This is a genomic window from Falsiruegeria litorea R37, from assembly GCF_900172225.1.
GTDB lineage: Bacteria > Pseudomonadota > Alphaproteobacteria > Rhodobacterales > Rhodobacteraceae > Falsiruegeria > Falsiruegeria litorea.
Genome location: NZ_FWFO01000002.1, coordinates 320,707 through 340,905, shown reverse-complemented (window position 1 = coordinate 340,905; position 20,199 = coordinate 320,707). Strand labels below are relative to the sequence as shown.

The 20,199-nt window shown below is 58.6% G+C and carries 18 protein-coding genes, 1 tRNA gene and 2 pseudogenes; 17 read left to right on the top strand and 4 right to left on the bottom strand.

From position 1 onward, the window contains the following. Nucleotides 1–229 precede the first annotated feature (229 nt). From TRL7639_RS15245 to TRL7639_RS15210, 8 genes are all read left to right on the top strand, one after another. Nucleotides 230–1,345: an MHYT domain-containing protein gene (locus TRL7639_RS15245; RefSeq protein ID WP_085796714.1), complete on the top strand. Its 1,116-nt coding sequence runs from the start codon at nucleotides 230–232 to the stop codon at nucleotides 1,343–1,345. 114 nt (nucleotides 1,346–1,459) lie between these two features. Next, nucleotides 1,460–2,314 carry an FAD binding domain-containing protein gene (locus tag TRL7639_RS15240; RefSeq protein ID WP_085796713.1) on the top strand — a complete coding sequence of 285 codons (855 nt, stop codon included), beginning with the start codon at nucleotides 1,460–1,462 and terminating at the stop codon, nucleotides 2,312–2,314. Nucleotides 2,315–2,326: 12 nt separating this feature from the next. Beyond that, nucleotides 2,327–2,821 carry a (2Fe-2S)-binding protein gene (locus TRL7639_RS15235; protein ID WP_085796712.1) on the top strand — a complete coding sequence of 165 codons (495 nt, stop codon included), beginning with the start codon at nucleotides 2,327–2,329 and terminating at the stop codon, nucleotides 2,819–2,821. Further along, entirely contained in the window at nucleotides 2,818–5,244 is a 2,427-nt protein-coding gene (locus TRL7639_RS15230; RefSeq protein ID WP_085796711.1) for an aerobic carbon-monoxide dehydrogenase large subunit, read from the top strand. The genes TRL7639_RS15235 and TRL7639_RS15230 overlap by 4 nt, the downstream gene beginning before the upstream one ends. Nucleotides 5,245–5,288: 44 nt before the next feature. Beyond that, nucleotides 5,289–6,164 carry an AAA family ATPase gene (locus TRL7639_RS15225; protein ID WP_085796710.1) on the top strand — a complete coding sequence of 292 codons (876 nt, stop codon included), beginning with the start codon at nucleotides 5,289–5,291 and terminating at the stop codon, nucleotides 6,162–6,164. Further along, nucleotides 6,161–7,342 carry a vWA domain-containing protein gene (locus TRL7639_RS15220; protein ID WP_085796709.1) on the top strand — a complete coding sequence of 394 codons (1,182 nt, stop codon included), beginning with the start codon at nucleotides 6,161–6,163 and terminating at the stop codon, nucleotides 7,340–7,342. Before TRL7639_RS15225 ends, TRL7639_RS15220 begins: the two co-directional genes overlap by 4 nt. Continuing rightward, a complete protein-coding gene (locus TRL7639_RS15215) occupies nucleotides 7,339–8,118 on the top strand; it encodes an XdhC family protein (RefSeq protein WP_085796708.1) in 780 nt (259 codons plus the stop codon). Before TRL7639_RS15220 ends, TRL7639_RS15215 begins: the two co-directional genes overlap by 4 nt. A 385-nt stretch (nucleotides 8,119–8,503) precedes the next feature. Then, complete coding sequence (locus TRL7639_RS15210; protein WP_085796707.1) at nucleotides 8,504–8,959, top strand: SRPBCC family protein; 456 nt, start codon at nucleotides 8,504–8,506, stop codon at nucleotides 8,957–8,959. Between the two features lie 496 nt (nucleotides 8,960–9,455). Here the strand turns inward: TRL7639_RS15210 and TRL7639_RS15200 are convergent. Continuing rightward, a pseudogene (locus TRL7639_RS15200) lies at nucleotides 9,456–10,422 on the bottom strand (IS5 family transposase). Between the two features lie 220 nt (nucleotides 10,423–10,642). On the opposite strand from TRL7639_RS15200, the gene TRL7639_RS15195 reads away from it, so the two are divergent. From TRL7639_RS15195 to TRL7639_RS23570, 3 genes and pseudogenes are all read left to right on the top strand, one after another. Then, complete coding sequence (locus TRL7639_RS15195; RefSeq protein ID WP_165759823.1) at nucleotides 10,643–10,996, top strand: hypothetical protein; 354 nt, start codon at nucleotides 10,643–10,645, stop codon at nucleotides 10,994–10,996. Nucleotides 10,997–11,109: 113 nt separating this feature from the next. Beyond that, nucleotides 11,110–11,415: a hypothetical protein gene (locus tag TRL7639_RS15190; protein WP_085796705.1), complete on the top strand. Its 306-nt coding sequence runs from the start codon at nucleotides 11,110–11,112 to the stop codon at nucleotides 11,413–11,415. Next, a pseudogene (locus tag TRL7639_RS23570) lies at nucleotides 11,378–12,379 on the top strand (recombinase family protein); the annotation flags it as partial. The gene TRL7639_RS15190 and the pseudogene TRL7639_RS23570, both read left to right, overlap by 38 nt. A gap of 545 nt (nucleotides 12,380–12,924) precedes the next feature. Here TRL7639_RS23570 and TRL7639_RS15175 read toward each other — a convergent pair. From TRL7639_RS15175 to TRL7639_RS15165, 3 genes are all read right to left on the bottom strand, one after another. Then, nucleotides 12,925–13,000: transfer RNA gene (locus tag TRL7639_RS15175), tRNA-Thr, on the bottom strand. A gap of 340 nt (nucleotides 13,001–13,340) precedes the next feature. Further along, nucleotides 13,341–13,976 carry a ChrR family anti-sigma-E factor gene (locus TRL7639_RS15170; RefSeq protein WP_085796703.1) on the bottom strand — a complete coding sequence of 212 codons (636 nt, stop codon included), beginning with the start codon at nucleotides 13,974–13,976 and terminating at the stop codon, nucleotides 13,341–13,343. Further along, on the bottom strand, nucleotides 13,973–14,635 hold the full coding sequence (locus tag TRL7639_RS15165; RefSeq protein WP_370809061.1) for a sigma-70 family RNA polymerase sigma factor: 663 nt from the start codon (nucleotides 14,633–14,635) through the stop codon (nucleotides 13,973–13,975). The genes TRL7639_RS15170 and TRL7639_RS15165 overlap by 4 nt, the downstream gene beginning before the upstream one ends. 98 nt (nucleotides 14,636–14,733) lie before the next feature. Here TRL7639_RS15165 and TRL7639_RS15160 point away from each other — a divergent pair, with 98 nt between their 5' ends. From TRL7639_RS15160 to TRL7639_RS15135, 6 genes are read left to right on the top strand one after another with little or no spacing between them, the layout of a single operon-like run. Next, nucleotides 14,734–16,014 carry an NAD(P)/FAD-dependent oxidoreductase gene (locus TRL7639_RS15160; protein WP_085796702.1) on the top strand — a complete coding sequence of 427 codons (1,281 nt, stop codon included), beginning with the start codon at nucleotides 14,734–14,736 and terminating at the stop codon, nucleotides 16,012–16,014. Then, nucleotides 16,011–16,784, top strand: a complete 774-nt coding sequence (locus TRL7639_RS15155; protein WP_085796701.1) for a DUF1365 domain-containing protein — start codon at nucleotides 16,011–16,013, stop codon at nucleotides 16,782–16,784. The genes TRL7639_RS15160 and TRL7639_RS15155 overlap by 4 nt, the downstream gene beginning before the upstream one ends. Continuing rightward, entirely contained in the window at nucleotides 16,760–17,917 is a 1,158-nt protein-coding gene (locus TRL7639_RS15150; protein WP_085796700.1) for an SAM-dependent methyltransferase, read from the top strand. The genes TRL7639_RS15155 and TRL7639_RS15150 overlap by 25 nt, the downstream gene beginning before the upstream one ends. Continuing rightward, complete coding sequence (locus TRL7639_RS15145; RefSeq protein ID WP_110647153.1) at nucleotides 17,910–18,437, top strand: chalcone isomerase family protein; 528 nt, start codon at nucleotides 17,910–17,912, stop codon at nucleotides 18,435–18,437. The genes TRL7639_RS15150 and TRL7639_RS15145 overlap by 8 nt, the downstream gene beginning before the upstream one ends. Next, nucleotides 18,437–19,654, top strand: coding sequence for an MFS transporter (locus TRL7639_RS15140; protein ID WP_085796698.1), 1,218 nt, complete (start codon nucleotides 18,437–18,439; stop codon nucleotides 19,652–19,654). The genes TRL7639_RS15145 and TRL7639_RS15140 overlap by 1 nt, the downstream gene beginning before the upstream one ends. Further along, a complete protein-coding gene (locus tag TRL7639_RS15135) occupies nucleotides 19,651–20,199 on the top strand; it encodes a DUF3833 family protein (RefSeq protein WP_085796697.1) in 549 nt (182 codons plus the stop codon). Before TRL7639_RS15140 ends, TRL7639_RS15135 begins: the two co-directional genes overlap by 4 nt.

Here is a 20,199-nt window from a genome sequence, read left to right as displayed (position 1 = left end):
AAAACCGTCAGATGGACGCTCCGAGCTCAAGTGGCTAATGCTGCAAAGCGCATGAATGTCTTCTACTGGAAAAAATGCATTTGGGTTTCCGCAGCTCTGGCGTATCAGCCACCGAAACTTCAGTCATTCAGAATTGCGGCTGTCGATGGCCGCGCTCCAAGGAAAGAAATGAAGGCCGTGCGAACGGCACTGATTGCAAATCGCTTGAGTCTTGGCCATCCTCTGCGGCATGGAGTTTCTGACCGTCGATCATAGCAGTTTCCTGATCGCAATGTCTTGCGTCGTGGCACTTGTCGCGGGGTTCACCGGTCTTTCGCTGACCCGCGATCTGTCGGAAAAGCCGATGTTTCAGAAAAAGGCGTCGATCGCGCTTGCGGCCATCGCCTTGGGCGGCGGCATCTGGGCGATGCATTTCGTGGCAATGCTGGGGCTGAAGTTGCCGATACTGTTCTACTACGATGCGGCGATCACGTTGGTGTCGGCTCTATCCGCGATCCTTCTTGTTGGCGCGGCCCTGATCCTGTTGCATTTCGCTGACCGCACACCATTCATCATTTCGCTTTCAGGCGGCCTTGTCGGGACCGGCATTCTGGTCATGCACTATATCGGTATGGCGGGGCTGGAGCTTTGCCGCGCGGTCTACACGACGTCCGGTGTGGTATTTTCTTCTGTCGTGGCTATCGGGCTTTGCATTCTTGCCTTCTGGATCGCCTATGGAAAACGCACGAACCGCAACATCGTTCTTGGGACGATTTGCTTTGCGATTGCAGTTTGCTCGGCACATTTTCTGGCGATTGCGGAAACCCGATTTGCGCAAGAGTCCACAGCCGTTGATTTTGGCCCTACCATGAGCAATGAAGCCCTGGCACTTGGTGTTATCTTCTTCAGCTTCGTGATCTTTGGTGCGTGCCTTTGGGTAAGCGTCACCTATCTGGTCACGCCCGGATCAGAAGAACAACATAAGCATGCGCAGCCTGAGCCGGATTTGACGCCGGATCCACAGATCCCTTGCGAGGCGGACGGAAACAAGGTCTTTGTCAGAGCCAGAGACGTTGTTTTCGTTCGTGCCGATGGACACTATACCCAGATCTATACCGAGACCGAACGGCTGTTTTGTGCCTGGCCGATCACCTTGGCCTCCAAACGCCTCTTGCCACTTGGGTTTGTGCAAACGCATCGCAGCTACTTGGTCAACCTTGCCCGTGTCTCACGATTTGAAAGAACCAAGGACAAGGGACGCTGCTTCTTTGATGGGGGCGATTTACCGCCCGCACCCGTGAGCCGTTCCAAACTGAAGGCCGTTCACGACGTGCTTGCGGCGCAGGGCGGCGCAATTGGTGCGTGACCACGCGCATTTCGTGAAAAAGACCTGTGTTTCATTGATTTTCTGGTGATGTCTCATGCTGGGGCATGCAGCCTCTCTCCGACACTGAACATTCGCTTTTAGGGAGGAGAGCTGATGATTCCAGCGGCATTCGAATATCACCGTCCGCAGGATATGGCTGGAGTACTAGCCGTGCTTGAGGAATATGGGGATGACGCCCGCGTCCTTGCGGGCGGCCACAGTCTGATCCCGATGATGAAACTTCGTATGGCCGAAGTCCCTCATTTGATAGACCTTCAAGATGTCGTCGGCATGTCGGACATCGAAATAGGCGCCGGTGCAATCCGCATCGGGGCAATGGTCACGCAAACGGACATTATCGACCACGTCGATCTGGCAGAGGTAGCCCCCATCCTGCGCGAGGCTGCATTGCAAATCGCTGATCCTCAGGTTCGCTACATGGGCACTGTCGGAGGCAATGTCGCCAACGGCGATCCCGGCAACGACATGCCGGGTTTGATGCAGTGTCTTGATGCGGTGTTCACGGTAGTGGGCCCGGAGGGAGAGCGTGATATCCGCGCGCGGGAGTTTTACGAGGCTGCGTACATGACCGCACGCGAGGATGAAGAGGTGCTGACAGCGGTCACCATCCCCGCGTCCAGTGGGGGCTACGCGTACGAGAAGCAGAAGCGCAAAATCGGTGACTACGCGACCGCCGCCGCCGCTGTGCAAATAGTCAAGGACGGTGGCAATTGCGTCAGCGCATCCATCGCAATGACGAACCTCAGCGATACGCCGGTTTTTTCCGAGGATGCAGGTGCCGCCCTGGTGGGAACATCTGTCGATGCAACCGCGCTCGACGCGGCAGTGGCAGCGATGCTGGGTGATATCGACCCGACCGAGGACAACCGCGGCCCTGTCGCATTCAAGAACCACGTGGCTGGCGTCATCTTGCGTCGCGCCATCGAGCGCGCCTGGTCGCGCGCGTAGGGGGAACACACCATGTCAAAGAAAATGCACATCAAGTTGAAGGTGAACGGCAAGGACGAAGAATTTCTGGCCGAGCCACGCGAACTGCTTATCTACACGCTACGCGAACGGTTGAACATCACCGGCCCGCACATTGGGTGTGAAACGTCCCATTGCGGGGCGTGCACTGTCACCATAAACGGCAAATCGGTGAAGTCGTGCACGATGTTTGTGGCACAGGCGGATGGCGCTGAGCTGACGACAATCGAAGGTCTCGGCGGGCCTGACGACCTGCATCCACTGCAAGAGGCGTTCAAAGAGCACCACGGATTGCAATGTGGCTACTGCACGCCAGGGATGATCACACGGGCAGCCAAACTTCTGGAAGAAATCCCCAACCCGACCGAAGAAGAAATTCGCTTTGGCATGGCCGGCAATATCTGCCGCTGTACGGGCTATCAGAACATTGTGAAATCCATTCAGGCCGCCTCAGTCGAAATGAATGCAGCCAAGGAGGCCGCAGAATGAAGGACGAAATTACCCGCGAAGAACGCGTCGACAATCTCAAGGGCATGGGCTGCTCGCGAAAGCGGGTCGAGGATGCGCGCTTTACCCAAGGCAAGGGCAACTATGTAGACGACATTAAACTGGACGGCATGCTGTTTGGCGATTTTGTTCGCTCGCCATACGCCCATGCGCGCATCAAGAGCATCAATACCGCTGCCGCGCTAGAAGTGCCCGGTGTCCTGGCCGTCCTGACCGCAGCTGATCTGGAACCGTTGGGTCTGCACTGGATGCCAACGCTTGCAGGCGACAAGCAGATGGTACTGGCCGATGGCAAGGTACTGTTTCAAGGGCAAGAGGTCGCTTTTGTCGTCGCCGAAGATCGCTACGCTGCAGCAGATGGAATTGAGGCCGTCGAGGTCGATTACGAAGAATTACCGGTTCTCGTGAACCCCTTCGAAGCGCTGCAATCCGATGTGACCCTACGCGAGGATTTGGTTGGAGAAGATGGTTCCATCCCTGATGGCGCACACGGACCGCGCAAGCACCCCAACCACATTTTCACCTGGGACGCGGGCGACAAGGCCGCGACGGCAGAGGTCATCGACAACGCCGAGGTCGTGGCGACCGAAAGCATGTACTACCACCGCACCCACCCGTGCCCGCTGGAAACTTGCGGCTGTGTGGCGTCGATGGACAAGGTCAACGGTAAGCTGACCCTGTGGGGCACGTTTCAGGCGCCGCACGCGATCCGGACAGTCGTGTCTTTGATCTCGGGAATCGAAGAGCACAACATCCGCGTGATCAGCCCCGATATTGGCGGCGGTTTTGGCAACAAGGTTGGTGCCTATCCGGGCTACGTCTGCTCGGTGGTGGCGTCAATTGTCACAGGCAAACCCGTGAAGTGGATCGAAGATCGGATGGACAATCTGATGACCACCGCCTTCGCGCGAGACTATCATATGACCGGCAAGATTTCTGCCACCAAGGATGGCAAGATCACAGGGCTGCATTGCCATGTAACAGCCGACCATGGCGGCTTTGATGCCTGCGCCGATCCAACCAAGTTTCCTGCAGGCTTCATGAACATCTGCACCGGTTCCTACGATATCCCGACTGCCTATCTAGAGGTCGATGGCGTCTACACGAACAAGGCCCCGGGTGGCGTAAGCTATCGCTGTTCGTTCCGGGTGACCGAGGCCGTCTACTTTATCGAGCGGATGATAGAGGTTCTGGCAATCGAGTTGAACATGGACGCAGCCGAACTGCGCCGGATCAACTTCATCAAGAAAGAGCAGTTCCCCTATACCGCTGCCCTTGGCTGGGAATACGACAGCGGCGACTATCACACCGCTTGGGACAAGGCGCTCAAGACCGTCGACTATGACGGGCTACGGGCTGAGCAGGCCAAACGGGTCGAGGACTTCAAGGCTGGCAAGACGCGCAAGCTGATGGGGATTGGCCTGAGCTTCTTTACGGAGATTGTCGGCGCCGGACCGGTCAAGAACTGCGATATCCTCGGGCTTGGAATGTTCGACAGCTGCGAAATTCGCATCCACCCGACGGGCTCTGCGATTGCCCGCCTGGGAACGATCAGCCAAGGGCAGGGTCACGCGACAACATTCGCGCAAATCCTGGCCTCAGAGATCGGGTTGCCTGCCGACAGCATCACCATTGAAGAAGGCGATACCGATACAGCGCCCTATGGCCTTGGCACATACGGGTCACGCTCTACCCCGGTGGCAGGCGCAGCTACGGCCATGGCCGGACGCAAGATTCGCGCCAAAGCGCAGATGATCGCGGCCTATCTGTTGGAGGTCCACGACAACGACGTGGAATTCGATGTCGACCGGTTTGTCGTGAAAGGTGCTCCTGAAAAGTTCAAGACGATGAAGGAAATCGCCTTTGCCGCCTACAACCAGGCCATTCCGGGGATCGAGCCGGGGCTTGAGGCTGTCAGCTACTACGACCCGCCGAATATGACCTATCCGTTTGGCGCCTATGTCTGTGTGATGGATATCGACGTCGACACGGGTGTGCCGGAAATCCGCCGTTTTTATGCGCTGGACGACTGCGGCACACGGATCAACCCGATGATCATCGAAGGCCAGGTGCATGGCGGGCTGACCGAAGCACTCGCCGTCGCTTTGGGGCAAGAGATTGCCTATGATGACATGGGCAACGTGAAGACGGGCACGCTGATGGACTTCTTCCTGCCGACGGCATGGGAAGTGCCGAACTACGAAACCGACTACACCGTCACACCCAGCCCGCACCATCCGATCGGCGCCAAGGGCGTGGGCGAAAGCCCGCATGTCGGCGGCGTGCCTTGTTTCTCGAACGCGGTTCAGGATGCGTTCCGTCCGTTCGGCAACCGGCACACCAACATGCCGCATGATCACTGGCGGATTTGGCGCACGGCCAATGCGCTTGGCCTGCACGATTGATCCCTTTGATAGGGCGGGAGACTCCCCGCCCTATGGAGACATGAATGACCTGGACTGAATTAAAGACTGCGCTGGCCAACGAAGGTTATGTGGCCTCGGACGATCTGGCTGTTGCGTTGCAACTGGCCTTGTCGCTGGGCCGTCCACTATTGTTGGAAGGGGCGGCCGGTGTCGGCAAGACCGAGATCGCCCGCACGCTGTCGTTGGTGATGGACACGCGCCTGATCCGGTTGCAATGCTACGAAGGACTGGATGCGGCGCAAGCCATTTACGAATGGAACTACCAACGGCAGCTTTTAACCATCCGGGCGGCATCCGAGGCTGGCGAAACCGGCAAGGCGGTTGAAAACCGCATCTTCTCAAGTGACTTTCTACTGGAACGCCCCTTGCTGGCGGCCATTACCCAAGACACGCCTCCGGTTCTTCTGATCGACGAAATTGACCGGGCGGATGAAGAGTTCGAAGCCTATCTGCTGGAAATCCTATCAGACTATCAGGTGTCGATCCCCGAGCTTGGCACGATCAAGGCGACAACCCGTCCGGTCGTGATACTGACGTCAAACGGCACCCGCGACCTGTCTGACGCACTGCGCCGCCGCTGCCTTTATACCTTCGTGGAATACCCGGACCGCGTGACCGAGCTGGCGATCCTCCGGGCCCGCTGCCCCGACGTCGAAACGCGACTAGGTGAGCAGATCGTGGGTTTTGTGCAAAAATTGCGCGAGGAAGAACTGGAGAAAACCCCAGGCGTTGCCGAAATGCTGGACTTCGCCGCTGCGGTGATGGGTCTCGGAATCGCCGATTTGACCGACAATCCGGCGGTCTTGCAATCGACGCTGACGACATTGTTGAAGACCCAAGGCGATCAGGCCCAGATCACGCCAGAAGTGGCGGGGCGCATTGCGGGCAAGGCCGCATGAGCCGGGTAACGAAATTTGCCGGCCGCGATCCCGGTCCCGCTGCTCGGGTCGCGGGCTTCATTGCCCATCTGCGCGATAACGGCTTGCGGCTTGGCGTGGCGGAAGCGGAGCTGGCCTTGACGGCCTTGGGCGAGGTGGACGCCATCCGCCCGTACGACAGCCGCCGCGCCCTGCGTGCCGTCTGCACAGGCTGCAAGGAAGAGTATGACCGTTTTGATGACCTGTTCGACAGCTACTGGATGGACATGGGACGTGTGCGGCAGAAGGTTGTTCCCACCCCGTCATCCTCGGTAAGTGATGACGTTCATTCCTCACGGGATGCCAAGGGCCAAGACGCTGGTGCATCCGGAACCTCTACTGCCCCGGATGACACAGGCGGGGCGGCAGACAGTGACGGCACCGGTAAATTGATCGCCACCGAAAAACGCAACCTCAACCGGCGTGACCTGCGCGACCTGGTCCGCCCAGAAGAAATCGCAGAGGCCGAAGAGGTCGCGCGTCGCCTCGGGGCTGCCTTGCGCGACACCCGATCCCGCCGCCGCATTGCCGCGCGCAAAGGCGACCGGTTGCATTTTCGCAAGATAATTCGCCACAGTCTCGCCTCGGGTGGCGAGCCGCTGCATCTGTGGCGCAAGAAGCGCCCGGACCGCACGCGCAAGATCGTCGCGCTTTGCGATGTTTCCGGCTCCATGTCCGTTTATGCACAGGTTTTTCTGGCGTTCCTCGCTGGCTTGATGCGTGCAGACACGGCCGCTGACGCCTATCTCTTTCACACTCGTCTTGTGCGGATCACCGAGGCCCTGCGTGACAAGGACGCAATGCGCGCGATTGGACGGATGTCATTGATGGCTGATGGGTTCGGCGGGGGGTCGAAGATCGGGCGGTCGCTGATGCGCTTCGCCGACACCTACGCCAAACGCTTTGTGGATGGGCGCAGCGTCGTGCTGATCTTGTCAGACGGGTACGACACCGAAGCCCCTGATATCATTGCTGCCGCCCTGGACAAACTGCGCAAACGCGGCTGCAAGGTGGTCTGGCTAAACCCTCTGAAAGGCTGGGCCGATTACGCACCGGTGGCCGAAGGGATGGCGGCGGCCTTGCCCTACTTGGACGCCTTCAAGGCAGCCAACACGCTAGGGGATCTGGCCCTGCTGGAACAAGAGTTGGCACGCCTATGACCCCCGCTGAAATCCTTTCGACAGATTTGGCCGAGGCAGCGCAGGAGTTGCGCGACAGGGACGAACCTTTTGCCTTTGCAACCATCGTGCGCACTGCGGGATCCACCGCAGCGAAGCCGGGGGCAAAGGCGCTGCTCAGCGCGGATGGGACGCTTCTGCAAGGCTGGCTTGGCGGCGGCTGTACCCGTGGCGCCGTCAAACGCGCCGCCTTGCAGGCTTTGCAGGATGGAACGCCGCAGCTTGTTTCCGTTGCACCAGAGGACCTGCTGGCCGAAAAGGGTGTAACCGCAGGCGATGAGGTGGACGGCACTCGATTTGCCGGCAACGGTTGTCCATCGCGCGGCACGATCGACATCTTCATTGAACCCTGCCTGCCGTCACCTCAACTCGTGGTCATGGGTGCATCGCCTGTGGCACAAGTTCTGAGCAACCTTGCGCCGCAGTTTCATTGGTCCGTGTCTTCGACCCCGCAACAAGGCAAACCCCATCATCGGTCATTCGTGGTGATCGCCACCCAAGGACAAGGTGACCTTGACGCATTGAAGGCGGCGCTGAACGCACAAGCGACGTATGTGGCCTTCGTCGGCAGCCGTAAGAAATACGCCTTTCTGGCGGAAAAGCTCGACGCCGCTGGGTTTGAAAAATCCGCCATTGACGGCGTGAAAGCCCCGGCAGGCCTGGATCTGGGGGCAGTGACGCCCGAAGAAATCGCGCTGTCGATACTGGCGCAATTGGTACAGGACCGGCGCGCCGCGATGAGGCAGACCGATGCGTGATGTGACAGCAATCATTCTGGCGGCGCATGCGGGGGCTGACAGCACGCGCATCTCCTTTCCGGCGGTGGATCAACGCCGCGGCAAGCCGATCCTGGTGCCCGCAACCTTGCGCGCCCGGCTCCTGGCGGATCCCCCCCCGGCTGCAAGAAATTCACCCGCACCCATCCCGAACATGTCCAGTTTCACCCATTGGCCTCTCCGGGCTTCCTCGCGGACTTGGACACACCCGGGATGTACGTTGCTCTCAAGGCGGGCATGCTGGAGGACATCACATGAAGGCACTTCGACACCTCGCAGCGCGTCTGCGCCGCAAGCTCGCACTTACACCCGAACAGGTCGACCAAATGGCCACCATCAAATTTCCCTGTTGCTAAAAGGACATCCCATGGAACTTGCAGACGAAATCGTCATAAACGCACCAAAAGAGCAGGTTTACGCAGCGCTTAACGACCCCGAAGTTCTCAAGCAATGCATTCCGGGCTGCGAAGAGTTGATCAAGCATTCGGACACTGAATTGGAGGCAAAAGTCGTACTCAAAGTCGGGCCCGTGAAGGCTAGATTCAGCGGAGACGTCCAACTCGACACCGCAGGCGCGCCGGATGCCTTTTCGCTGACCGGGCAGGGTAATGGCGGTGCCGCCGGGCACGCCAAGGGCGGAGCTGATGTCACGCTTATGGCAGACGGGCCCGACACGACGATCCTGCGTTACAACGCGAAGGCCGATATCGGCGGAAAGCTGGCCCAACTGGGCAGCCGACTGATCCAGAGCACTGCCGAGAAACTTGCGACCAAATTCTTCAAATCTTTCGCTGATGTGGTCAATGAAGAGGCACCCGCTTAGCAGATCCCATCTGCGCAGAGCAGACATTAGGCCAATCGGAGCAAGCGGCGGAAAAGCCCGCTCAGTGGCAATTGACACCACAAATTCGCTGGATTTTCCTACCAAACTTGTCAGATCTCCTGTTCGAGCCCAATGGAGACCTTGGTTGGTCCTGCGGCATACATGGAAATTGAGCGATCTCAAGGCCACACTCGACCCCACGGCTGAGCCCGACATTGAGACGGGGGTCACTGTGAACCCCGTCCGGCCTGAACCCGGTACGGGGTCCACGGTGAACGGGGTATGGGGGTCACGGTGGACCCCAAACCAACCTAAAACCATCCACAACCACCCTCGCGCAGGCGCGAGGCAGCGGAAGGGGTCGAAGATTTGAAATCTGAGAAAATCTTGGCGGCCTAATCCAGTGGATGATCGGTGCAGACCTGCTGGTCGCCTTTCTAACGGCTCTGTTGCACAAATCGGCTGAACGCCGAGGTTCCCCTTTCCCCGGACGGACTTATCTCACAGCTTCCGTGACGGGTATGCCGAGCGCGGTGTAGCCGTTCAGGACGGCGATGCGGACCTGGAGCTCGGCGACCTGTCGGTCGAAGTCCCGCGCCATGAGCCGCTGGCCCAGCAGTTTGACACAATGCATCTTCGTTTCGACGCGGCTTCGGCGGTGGTATCCGCTCCATCCACTGCCCGGCAGGGCATGGCAAAGCCATGTCCCGAGAGGGTCGCCACAGGGCACGGCCGAGGTATTTTGATGCGCGCAGGGCCTCGTTTCGGGCGACCGCGCCAGCGGTGACGGTCTTCCATGGCTTGGCGTTCTTGCGGGGCGGGATGACGGCGTGGGCGCTGCGGTTAGCGATGGCATCGTGGCATTTGCGTGTGTCGTAGGCCCCATCTGCCGTGACGCTGCCGATTTCCTGGTCCGCCGGGATCTGGCCAAGCAGGTCGGGTAAAACCGGTGCATCGCCAATGTGGCTCCCGGTGATCTCAACAGCCCGGATCTCCAGCGTTTCCTCGTCAATCCCGAGGTGGATCTTGCGCCAGACGCGACGTTTCGGGCCGCCATGCTTGCGGGCGTGCCATTCGCCTTCGCCCTCGATGCCGGTGCTGTCGATTAGCAGGTGCAACGGACCCTTGGAGCCGCGATAGGGGATATTGACGGCCAGCGTCTTCTGGCGGCGCGACAGCGTGCTGAAGTCGGGCACCGTCCAGTCGAGGCCAGCCAGTCGCAGCAGACTTTCGACGAACCCGGCTGTCTGCCGGAGCGCCATCCCGAACAGCACCTTCATCGAAAGGCACGTCTGTATAGCGGCGTCGCTGTAGCTTTGCTGGCGGCCACGCCTGCATGTCGGCGCGCCATCCCAGCTCATCTCAGGATCGAACCAGATCGTCAGCAAACCCCGGCGCTTGAGCGCTTCGTTATAGGCTGGCCAGTTCTTGGTCCTGTAGGTTGGGGGTGTAGGTCTGCTCATCCATCCCAGCTACCACGCTGGATTCACAAGATGAATCCCTCACGCAATTCGTGCAACAGAGCCTATCACTGGCATCATCAATCGCGAAATCCACAAGTCTGGCAGCTTCATCGACAAGCTGACCGATTATGCCCACGCCTACGCTCGCAATCAGAAATTCGATGGTGCACGCGGTGAAGTGATTTTGCGCGACCTGTGCTCTGCCCGCTACGGCGAAAGCATGAACCGAACCCGGACAGCCCTAATGGAACGCGAGGACATGATCCGTGAAGGTGCTCAAGATCAAGCGCTGCACCATGCTCACTCCATCGGAAAGATGATCCAGGACGGCCCGACCATGCCGTTCTATCAAGCCGCTGACAACGCTGGCGTAGCAATGGCGCGCCAACACGGCATCACAGAGACCGGCGCGAAGGAACTGATGGCGGAAGCCTTTGAGGAGGCTGAGGGGCGTTCGCTGCGTGATCACGGCAAAGAGCTGGAATCCACATACCACATCCCCATTCGCGACGCAGAACGTGCGGCCCGTCAGGCGACACGCAGTCAGGTGCAACGCTCCGGTCCGAGCCTGTAACTTCATAATTTCCTTGCCAGAATTGGAAATATATGCCTATAGTATTCCCTTTTTGTTCACGCATGCGGCGTGCGTGAATCAGCAAAGGAGACCGCGATAGAAAGAGAGCAGATATGAAAGACACAAGACCGCCAGACACCATCCCAAACCCATACACGACGCCATCGCAGCCTACCTTGCGTTTCGATGTGAACGATTGGTTACCCTATATCGAAGACGAAAACGCATCGTATGAACAGAAGATCGAGTTGATCGAAACCCTCTGGGCCATCGTGATCGGCTTTGTCGATCTTGGCTGGGACATCAAATCCGTCAACGAAAGCTGTGGAGAAGACGCTGATCTCTACACCCTGCTCACCTCGGGCATGGTAGACTTGGAAAATGCGCAAACAGATCAAACGGAGGGCCGCCATGAGTAATACAACTGCCAAAGCGGTCATTTACTGTCGTGTCTCTTCCAAAACGCAGGAACAGGATGGCCATGGGCTCGAATCCCAGGAGGTCCGCTGCCGTCAGTTTGCCTCCGCCAAGGGGCTCGAAGTGGCCGCTGTCTTTCCCGAGACCATGACCGGCGGTGGTGACTTCATGGCACGTCCCGGCATGGTGGCAATGCTGAGCTTCATCGATGCGCAACCCCATGAGCGCTTTGTGGTGATCTTCGATGATCTCAAACGCGCCAGCCGCGACACGCGTGCCTTCCTTGACTTGCGTGATGCCTTCCGTCTTCGCCGGGTTCAGGTCGAATGTCTAAACTTCAAGTTCGACGACACGCCAGAAGGCGAGTTCATTGAGACGATCATGGCCGCCCAAGGCGCGCTCGAGCGCAAGCAAAACGGGCGTCAGGTGGCGCAAAAGATGAAGGCAAGGATGCAGTCAGGCTATTGGATTCACAATGCGCCGGTTGGCTACAAATATCAGACCGTTAAAGGCCGGGGCAAGATGCTGTTCCCTGACGAGCCTTTGGCCGTCATCGTGCGCGATGCCTTCGAGGGCTATGCTATGGGCCGGTTTGAAACGCAGGCGGAAATCCAGCGCTTTTTTGAGACCTTCCCGGACTTTCCGCGCAACAAGAAGGGTGAAATAACCCGACAGCGAGTCAAAGACGTTCTCATCAATCCGCTTTACACTGGGTACATCTGCTCAGAAAACTACGGCATCGATTGGCTCAAAGGACATCACGATGCGCTGATCTCGGTTGAGACATTCGAGAAAGTGCAGGAGCGCCTGCGCGGCATCGCTAAGGCCCCTATGCGCAAGAACATCGGAAACGAGTTCGCTTTGCGTGGCTTTGTCTGCTGTGCCGATTGCGGTACGCCTCTGCGTTCGTCGTACAGCACTGGCCGCAGCAAGTCCTACGCCTACTATCTCTGCCAGACCAAAACCTGTGCCAGCTACGGCAAATCCATCGCGCGCAACAAGGTCGAAGGTGATGTTGGGGCGATGATCAAGACCCTGCAACCAACCAGACAACTCGTTGCGCTCGCCAAGGCCATGTTCCGCCACGCGTGGGACCAACGTCGCGCTCAGGCGGAAGAGGCCATCAAGTCAGGCAAGGACCAGCTCCGCGCGTTGGATAAGCATATCGATACCCTGCTGTCGCGCATCATGGAATCAACTAATGCCACAGTGATCGGCACCTATGAGACCAAGATCAGCGCTTTGGAAAAACAGAAAATCATCTTGGGCGAACAACTGGCAAATCAGTCTGAACCGAAAGGAACTTACGAGGAAAAACTAGAACCGGTCCTGACTTTCCTCGCAAACCCTTGGAAACTCTGGGAAACCGGTCAAACTGCCCTGCGCCGCACAGCACTCAAACTGGCCTTCGCAGACCGCATCCAATACGACCGTTTTGAGGGACCTAGAACCCCACAAATAGCCTTACCATTCAAAGCTTTAGAGAAGATTACAGACAGGGATGTCTGTTATGGTGCCCCCACACGGACTCGAACCGCGGACCTACTGATTACAAATCAGTTGCTCTACCAGCTGAGCTATAGGGGCACTCTGGCTGTTCCGGGCGATTAGCACCATTCCGGGATGGACTGCAAGGGTCAAAAATCAATCTTGAGACGCAAATTTGATGCGGGCGCCCGGCGGGGTTTCGATCGATCAACATCCAACTCTAACTGGAGCGACCTAACCCTTGGGAAATACACCCTGCAGACCAGCTCAGATTGCTTGCAATGGGTGGTTCAGCGCACATGATGGCGGCAAACACGCCAGTGTCCGCCCATCATTTTGGATACGCGCCAGATTGGATACGCGCCAGAAACTTCATTCCCTCGTAGATATGCGCTGCAATCGAGCGCACAGCGTTTTCAAAGGCGGCGAAACGGTCTGGTCAGATTTTCAAGAACGGCTGCAGCAATCTGGGAATCAACGCGTTGAACTTGAGCGATCCTTCGGTGGCGGCGAGACAAATGCAGGCCGGGCCGATCTCGGCAATCGGCGTGTGTTCGACACTGGCATCCGCCACCTCGACATCGCCCACACCAAAACGACCGCCTTCGTCCGAGAAGGCGCCTTGCAGGACCAAGGTCAATTCCAGGCCGTGATGCCCGTGGTCCGGCACTGCCTGGCCACCAGGGATGTACAAAAGCCGAACGCTGCCTGCCTTGTCCGCGTGCAGCAGCGACTGGCGCACGCCTGCCCCCATCTTCTGCCATTTTGGCGGCTGACCGGACAACGCCTCCATCACCGGGGCCGGGAACACACCAGAGGCCCGGCGGGGCGGGCGCATGTCACACGGGGCGTCCAGCGCCGCAAGTACGCCTGCACGCATGTTTTGCGACACGTCGACCGAGCGAGCCTCTTCCAGAACGGCGCCACCTGCGCATTCATGCGCAGTCAACCGTACCCTGCAATCGTCACACATCGACACATGGGTCGCGATAACCATGTCCATCGAATAATGCAGCGTGCCTGCCGCATATGCCTGCAACAGGTGATCCGGGATATGATGAGCGATGCTCGTCATGACCTGTTCAATCCTTTCAATTCGTGGCGCAATCGCGTCAACCCAAGGCGTATACGTGATTTGATGGTGCCCAAAGGCAAGCCCGTCTTTTCCTGTATGTCCTTATGGCTGAGCTCGCCCAGGTACGCGTGCTCGATCATCTGTCGCTGATCTGGCGACAGGGTTTGCAACGCATCCCTCAGTTTACCCAATTCCTGCTCAAGCCCGACGATCTGTGAGGCGTCCTCTTCGGTCTCCTCAGGTTGCCGGAGCTCTTCTGGTACGGGGCGTCGTTCCTTTCGGATCACATCAATCTGGCGATTTCTTGCAATTTGATAGATCCAGCTGGACACGGCTGCCCTGTGGGGGTCGAACAGATGCGCTTTGCGCCAAACCGACAGCATCGCGTCCTGTACGATGTCTTCGGCCTGTGCATCGGACATGCCCGACTTCATCAGATACCCCTTCAAACGAGGCGCAAAGTAGTCGAACAGCTGCAGATACGCAGATTTATCCTGGTGATCGCGCACCGCGATCATCCACTGCGTCTGAGGCGAATACTCTTTCGTCGGCTCTGAGGTCACGTGTCGAGCAGCCCTGTTTGAGCGCACAGCAGTCGCAATCGGCGCCTGCCCCGCCAGTTCTTCATCCGGTGCGTAGTCCAGTTCGAAGGTCATCATACATGGGTTACGCGACAAGAGAACAATTGGATCAGTTATTTATGATCCAATCGCAGCAACCGGGCGTAGTCAGTTCAAAACACTAGACAGGAACGCATATGTCATTCGATTTAGCACCGCAGCCAAGTAGAAAGATCGCAGTTATCGGTGGCGGAATTTCCGGGATGGCCACTGCCTACCTGCTGTCACGCACGCATCGCGTCACTCTTTACGAGGCTGAGCCGCGTTTTGGGGGGCATGCGCGCACGTTTACTGCCGGGATCCGCGGGGATCAGCCGGTCGACACCGGCTTCATAGTGTTCAACTACGCCAATTATCCGCATCTGACGCGGATGTTTCAGGATCTCAACGTGCCGGTCCAGAAAAGCAACATGAGCTTTGGCGTCAGCGTCGATGATGGGCGCGTGGAATACGCACTGCGTGGCCTGAATGCCCTTTTGGGTCAACGCAGCAACGCGCTCAAACCGTCATTTTATCGCATGATCAACGATATCTTCAGGTTCAACGCGCAGGCCGAGGACATGGCCAAAAATGACGACATCACCATTGGCGAGTTGGTCGACGATCTGAAGTTGGGAAAATGGTTTCAGGATTACTACCTGATGCCCTTTTGCGGCGCGATCTGGTCGTCGCCTGCGCAAGAGATCCGCAACTTTCCCGCCGAGACGCTGGTTCGGTTCTTTCGCAACCACGCGCTTATGAATTTCCGCGGACAACACCAATGGTGGACCGTCAAGGGTGGCAGCAAGGAATACGTGGACCGCCTGATCCATCATCTCAGCCTCAACGGGGTAATGTTGCGTTCGGGCACCCCTGTGCAGTCCGTTCACCGCGACGGCGTCAGCGCCACCGTGATGGTCGAGGGACGCGAACCCGAGCGCTTTGACCAAGTGGTCTTTGGCTGCCATCCCGATCAGGCGCTCAGGATGCTGAACCGCCCTACAAAGGCCGAGCAGTCGGCGCTGTCGGATGTTGGGTTCCAAGACAACCTGATGGTCTTGCACCGGGACACCACGCAGATGCCCAAGCGCAAGGCCTGTTGGTCCAGTTGGGTCTACAAGGCCGACACCACCGACACGAGTCGCGCCATTGGTGTGTCGTATTGGATGAACCGCTTGCAGAACATACCCGACAGCGATCCGCTTTTTGTCTCGCTCAATCCGGCCAAACCGGTGAACGAAGCCTTGATCTATGATCAGAACGTCTTTCGTCACCCGGTGTTCGACAGTGCAGCGCTCAAGGCGCAAAAACGCATCGCTGCGATGCAGGGGCAGAACAACACCTGGTTCACCGGCGCATGGCTGCGCAACGGGTTCCACGAGGACGGGTTCGCTAGCGCGGTGCGGGTTGCCCGTGCGCTTGAGGCGCAGTTCGTATGACTGCCTGGCCCGATCATATCGCGGGGTCCACGACCCATGCCCGGATGGGAGAGATCAGCAACGCTTTCCGCTATGGCGTCGACTTTGTGCTGATCGACCCTGAAGAGCGCGCAGGTCCCGCACTGTTTTCGCGCAACCGCTTCAACCTTTTTGCCGTACATGATCGCCATCACGGCGGCGAGCGGGGCAACGGTGTTGGCCTCAGCTGGGCGTTAGAGCAGTTGCGCGCTGCTGGTCTGGACCGTCCTGCCAAGATCACGCTTCTGACCCAACCCACCTGTCTGGGCTATCAGTTCAACCCGGTCAGTTTTTGGCTGGTCCACGAGGGCGATGACCTGGTGTGCGTGATCGCGGAAACCAACAACACCTTTGGCGATCGACACAGCTATTTGTGCCATCTGCCCGGCTTTGCGCCGATATCGCCCAAGGACACGATCACCGCAGTCAAGCTGATGCATGTGTCCCCGTTTCAGGATGTTTCGGGCACCTATCGGTTCAACTTTCTGGTGGATCAAGACCGCATCTCGATCCGCATCGAACACAAGAACGGCGACCAAGGCGTGATTGCCACCCTTTCGGGTCGCCGCGCGCCAATGACCAACACCTCGGTGTTGCGAGCGTTGATCCGGCGACCCTTAGGGACGCTCCGAACGATCTCGCTGATTTACTGGCAGGCCCTGAAACTGAAACTCAAAGGCGCGGTCTATCGTCCCCGCCCATCCCCCCCGAACGAGGAGACGAGCGCGTGTTCTATGTCAGCAAACGTGTGAAGAACGACTTTCTGGACGCTGTCAGCCAGATTAAGACAGGGCGCGTGACCATCCACACCCCTGAAGGAAGCGTGCATCATTTTGGCACCGACGGCGTGGAATCCGAGATGGTGATCCGTGATTGGTCGGTGATTTCGGCGCTGGCGGCGCGCGGGGATGTCGGCCTGGGCGAGGCCTATGTCGACGGCCTGTGGGAAACACCATCAATCGAAGATGTCGCCACGGTTGCCTTGGGCAATGCGGATCACTTCTCGGACTACGTGGAACCCAGTGTGCTCAACCGGCTCAAGTTCCGCGCCATCGACCGGCTGCTGCGCACAAACTCCAGACGCGGCTCGTCCCGCAACATCCGGGCGCATTACGATGTGGGCAACGAGTTCTATCAGCTTTGGCTCGATCGCTCGATGACCTATTCCTCGGCCCTGTTCACCGACGATGACACCGATCTGGAACGCGGCCAGCAGCGCAAGTACGACCGCGTATTGGATCGTCTCACACAAGGCGAGCGGACGCTGGAAATCGGCTGTGGCTGGGGTGGGTTTGCCGAACGCGCCGCTGAACGGGGGCGCCATGTCACCGGGCTGACCATCTCGCGTGCTCAAAAAGGCTATGCCGACGCCCGCCTTGACGGGCGCGCCGACATCGTCCTGCGCGACTATCGCGCCGAGAGCGGCAAATACGACAACATCGTCTCGATCGAGATGATCGAGGCCGTCGGGGAACGCTATTGGCCGCAGTATTTCGGCCAGATCAAATCCTGCCTGGCCGAGGATGGACGGGCCGTGGTGCAGGCCATCACCGTGCCCGACAGCAATTTTGACATCTACCGTCGTCGCTCGGACTACATCCGCCAATACACCTTCCCAGGCGGCATGCTGCTGTCGGACGCCGTGATCTCGCACCAGGCGCGCGAGGTCGGCCTGGAGGTGCGTGAGAGCTATTCTTTTGGTGCTGATTACGCCGCCACCTGCCGGATCTGGGCCGAACGGCTAAGCGATCAGATCGAGCGGATCAAGGCCATCGGCTATTCCGACCGCTTCATCCGCAGCTGGCGGTATTACCTGGAAATCTGTGCCGCATCCTTTGCGACCAAGGGCACGGACGTTGTGCAAGTGGAGTTATCTCATGCCTAAGATCCTACCCCTCGCGTTAGCGACCCTTATGGCCCTGCCCGCGCTACCCGCCTGGGCGGAAAAGGGCATGAATGTCATCTCTTCGGCGGTGCCACAGGCCGCCGCACGCGGCGAAGTCACGATGCGGTGGTATGGGTTCCCACTTTATGACGCGACACTTTTCACCCCGGCGGGTGCCCAGTTCGATTGGCAAAACCCGGTTGCGTTGCGCCTGATTTATGCCCGCACCATCAAACAGGACGCGTTTCTGACCGCCACCATGGCCGAGTTGGAGCGCATCGAAGGCAAACGCGCCGATCACCCTCAGATCGCGCGCAAGCTTGAACCCTGCTATCGCAACGCATCGGCCGGGGACCATTTCATCGCGCAATCCATATCTGCCAACCAAGTGACGCTCTGGTTCAACGGCATCAAAACCTGCGATTTGCGCCACACGCAGATCCGCGAGCGGTTCCTGGGAATTTGGCTGTCAGATCAAAGCCGCTCGGCGCGACTGTCCAAAAGACTCCGAGGGGAATAATGCAACGCGCACAGGTCTCACTGTTCTCCATGGCGCTGGCCGCTGCGGGGCTGCCTCTCTACATCCACCTGCCGCGGTTCGCCTCAAGCGAATTGGGGCTGAGCCTGGCAACGATCGGCCTCTTGCTGATTGGCATTCGGGTGTTGGATTTTGTCCAAGATCCCGCTCTTGGCTGGGTGGTGGATCGTTGGCCGTCGCTGCGCAAACGCTTTGCCACGCTGGCCCTGTCGGGGATGGCTGTGGGGTTTCTGTGCCTGTTCACCCTGACAGCACCGATCCCGATCATGCCCTGGCTGGTGACCTCACTTGTGTTGCTCTTCACCGCGTATAGCCTGGGCTCGATCCTGTTTTACGGACAGACAGTTGCCTTGGCAGGCGGGGACAGTCGCGCAAAGCTTTATGAGCTTGCGGGCTACCGCGAGGGCGGTGCGATCCTGGGCATCATTCTGGCCACAACCGCACCAACGGTGCTTCTGGCTTTTGGTCAGAGCTATGCTGCCTTTGGTGTGCTGCTGTGTCTGTTCCTAGGCATCGTCGCGCTGACCACACGCGGGTTGTGGAGCTCTGCAAATGAACCGGCTGCCAGTTTTGGCTTTGCCGATCTGAAACAGCCTGGCATCCGGCAGTTGCTGGCCCTGGCACTGATCAACAGCCTGCCGGTCGCCATCACATCGACCCTGTTTCTGTTCTTTGTCGAAGACCGCTTGCAGCTGACCGATCTTGCCGGTCCATTTCTACTGTTGTTCTTCGTGGCCTCGGGCCTCTCGGTTCCGATCTGGACCCGGCTTGTGCGCAGACACAGTGCACGCCGCATTCTGATCCCGGCCATGTCTTTGGCCATCCTCAGTTTTGTGGGGGCCGCCCTGTTGCCCGCAGGCGCCGCCCTGCCCTTTGCCCTGATCTGCATCGCATCGGGAGCGGCCTTGGGAGCGGATATGGTCATCCTGCCGATCCTGTTTGCGTCGACCTTGCAACGCGCCGACCTCAAGGCTGGGCAAGCCTTTGGCATCTGGTCCTTCACGCTCAAAATGTCGCTGGCCCTGGCCGCGGCCCTGGTACTGCCCTACCTGTCGTGGACCGGGTTCGAGGCCGGGCAGACAAATACCCCCTCGGCCCTGAGCGCCCTGAACTTTGCCTATGCTGTATTGCCCTGCCTGATCAAGGCCGTCGCAATCTGGTTTCTGTTTCACCTTCCGCCGCAGGTCATGGACCAATGAAAACCGCTCTGATCATTCTGCTTGGACTGCTTGCCCTGATCCTGTGGCGCCCCGGCTTCTCGTTCCGGGCGCAAAAGCCTGAGGATTATTCCGACACCGGGCCCAGTTTTGACCTGCGCCAGCACCTGTCGGGCGAACTGGAATCCGAGGGTGTGATCTTTGGCCCGAACGGGCGGGCTACTTCGCGCTTTGTGGCAGATTTCACAGGAGTCTGGGACGGCAACAGCGGAGAGTTGGGCGAGATGTTCCACTATGACAACGGCACCATCCAGAACCGCAAATGGTTTTTGACCATGGGCGAAAATGGCTCCTTTACCGCAACCGCTGACGACATCGTGGGCGTGGGTCAGGGCCAGATGAACGGCGCGACCGTGCGCCTGACCTATTCCATCCGCCTGACCGAAGCCGCCGGCGGGCATGTTCTGGATGTCGTCGACTGGATGTACCTGATGGACAACGGCACGATCATGAACCGCTCGGAAATGCGCAAATTCGGCGTCAAGGTAGCCGAGCTGATTGCCACCATTCGCCCTAAAGGGAACTGA

What these genes read in the sequence shown, in the direction of transcription:
- TRL7639_RS15245 (WP_085796714.1), top strand. Translation starts at nt 230, where the DNA reads ATGGAGTTTCTGACCGTCGATCATAGCAGTTTCCTGATCGCAATGTCT.
- TRL7639_RS15240 (WP_085796713.1), top strand. Translation starts at nt 1,460, where the DNA reads ATGATTCCAGCGGCATTCGAATATCACCGTCCGCAGGATATGGCTGGA.
- TRL7639_RS15235 (WP_085796712.1), top strand. Translation starts at nt 2,327, where the DNA reads ATGTCAAAGAAAATGCACATCAAGTTGAAGGTGAACGGCAAGGACGAA.
- TRL7639_RS15230 (WP_085796711.1), top strand. Translation starts at nt 2,818, where the DNA reads ATGAAGGACGAAATTACCCGCGAAGAACGCGTCGACAATCTCAAGGGC.
- TRL7639_RS15225 (WP_085796710.1), top strand. Translation starts at nt 5,289, where the DNA reads ATGACCTGGACTGAATTAAAGACTGCGCTGGCCAACGAAGGTTATGTG.
- TRL7639_RS15220 (WP_085796709.1), top strand. Translation starts at nt 6,161, where the DNA reads ATGAGCCGGGTAACGAAATTTGCCGGCCGCGATCCCGGTCCCGCTGCT.
- TRL7639_RS15215 (WP_085796708.1), top strand. Translation starts at nt 7,339, where the DNA reads ATGACCCCCGCTGAAATCCTTTCGACAGATTTGGCCGAGGCAGCGCAG.
- TRL7639_RS15210 (WP_085796707.1), top strand. Translation starts at nt 8,504, where the DNA reads ATGGAACTTGCAGACGAAATCGTCATAAACGCACCAAAAGAGCAGGTT.
- TRL7639_RS15195 (WP_165759823.1), top strand. Translation starts at nt 10,643, where the DNA reads ATGAACCGAACCCGGACAGCCCTAATGGAACGCGAGGACATGATCCGT.
- TRL7639_RS15190 (WP_085796705.1), top strand. Translation starts at nt 11,110, where the DNA reads ATGAAAGACACAAGACCGCCAGACACCATCCCAAACCCATACACGACG.
- TRL7639_RS15170 (WP_085796703.1), bottom strand. Translation starts at nt 13,976, where the DNA reads ATGACGAGCATCGCTCATCATATCCCGGATCACCTGTTGCAGGCATAT.
- TRL7639_RS15165 (WP_370809061.1), bottom strand. Translation starts at nt 14,635, where the DNA reads ATGATGACCTTCGAACTGGACTACGCACCGGATGAAGAACTGGCGGGG.
- TRL7639_RS15160 (WP_085796702.1), top strand. Translation starts at nt 14,734, where the DNA reads ATGTCATTCGATTTAGCACCGCAGCCAAGTAGAAAGATCGCAGTTATC.
- TRL7639_RS15155 (WP_085796701.1), top strand. Translation starts at nt 16,011, where the DNA reads ATGACTGCCTGGCCCGATCATATCGCGGGGTCCACGACCCATGCCCGG.
- TRL7639_RS15145 (WP_110647153.1), top strand. Translation starts at nt 17,910, where the DNA reads ATGCCTAAGATCCTACCCCTCGCGTTAGCGACCCTTATGGCCCTGCCC.
- TRL7639_RS15140 (WP_085796698.1), top strand. Translation starts at nt 18,437, where the DNA reads ATGCAACGCGCACAGGTCTCACTGTTCTCCATGGCGCTGGCCGCTGCG.
- TRL7639_RS15135 (WP_085796697.1), top strand. Translation starts at nt 19,651, where the DNA reads ATGAAAACCGCTCTGATCATTCTGCTTGGACTGCTTGCCCTGATCCTG.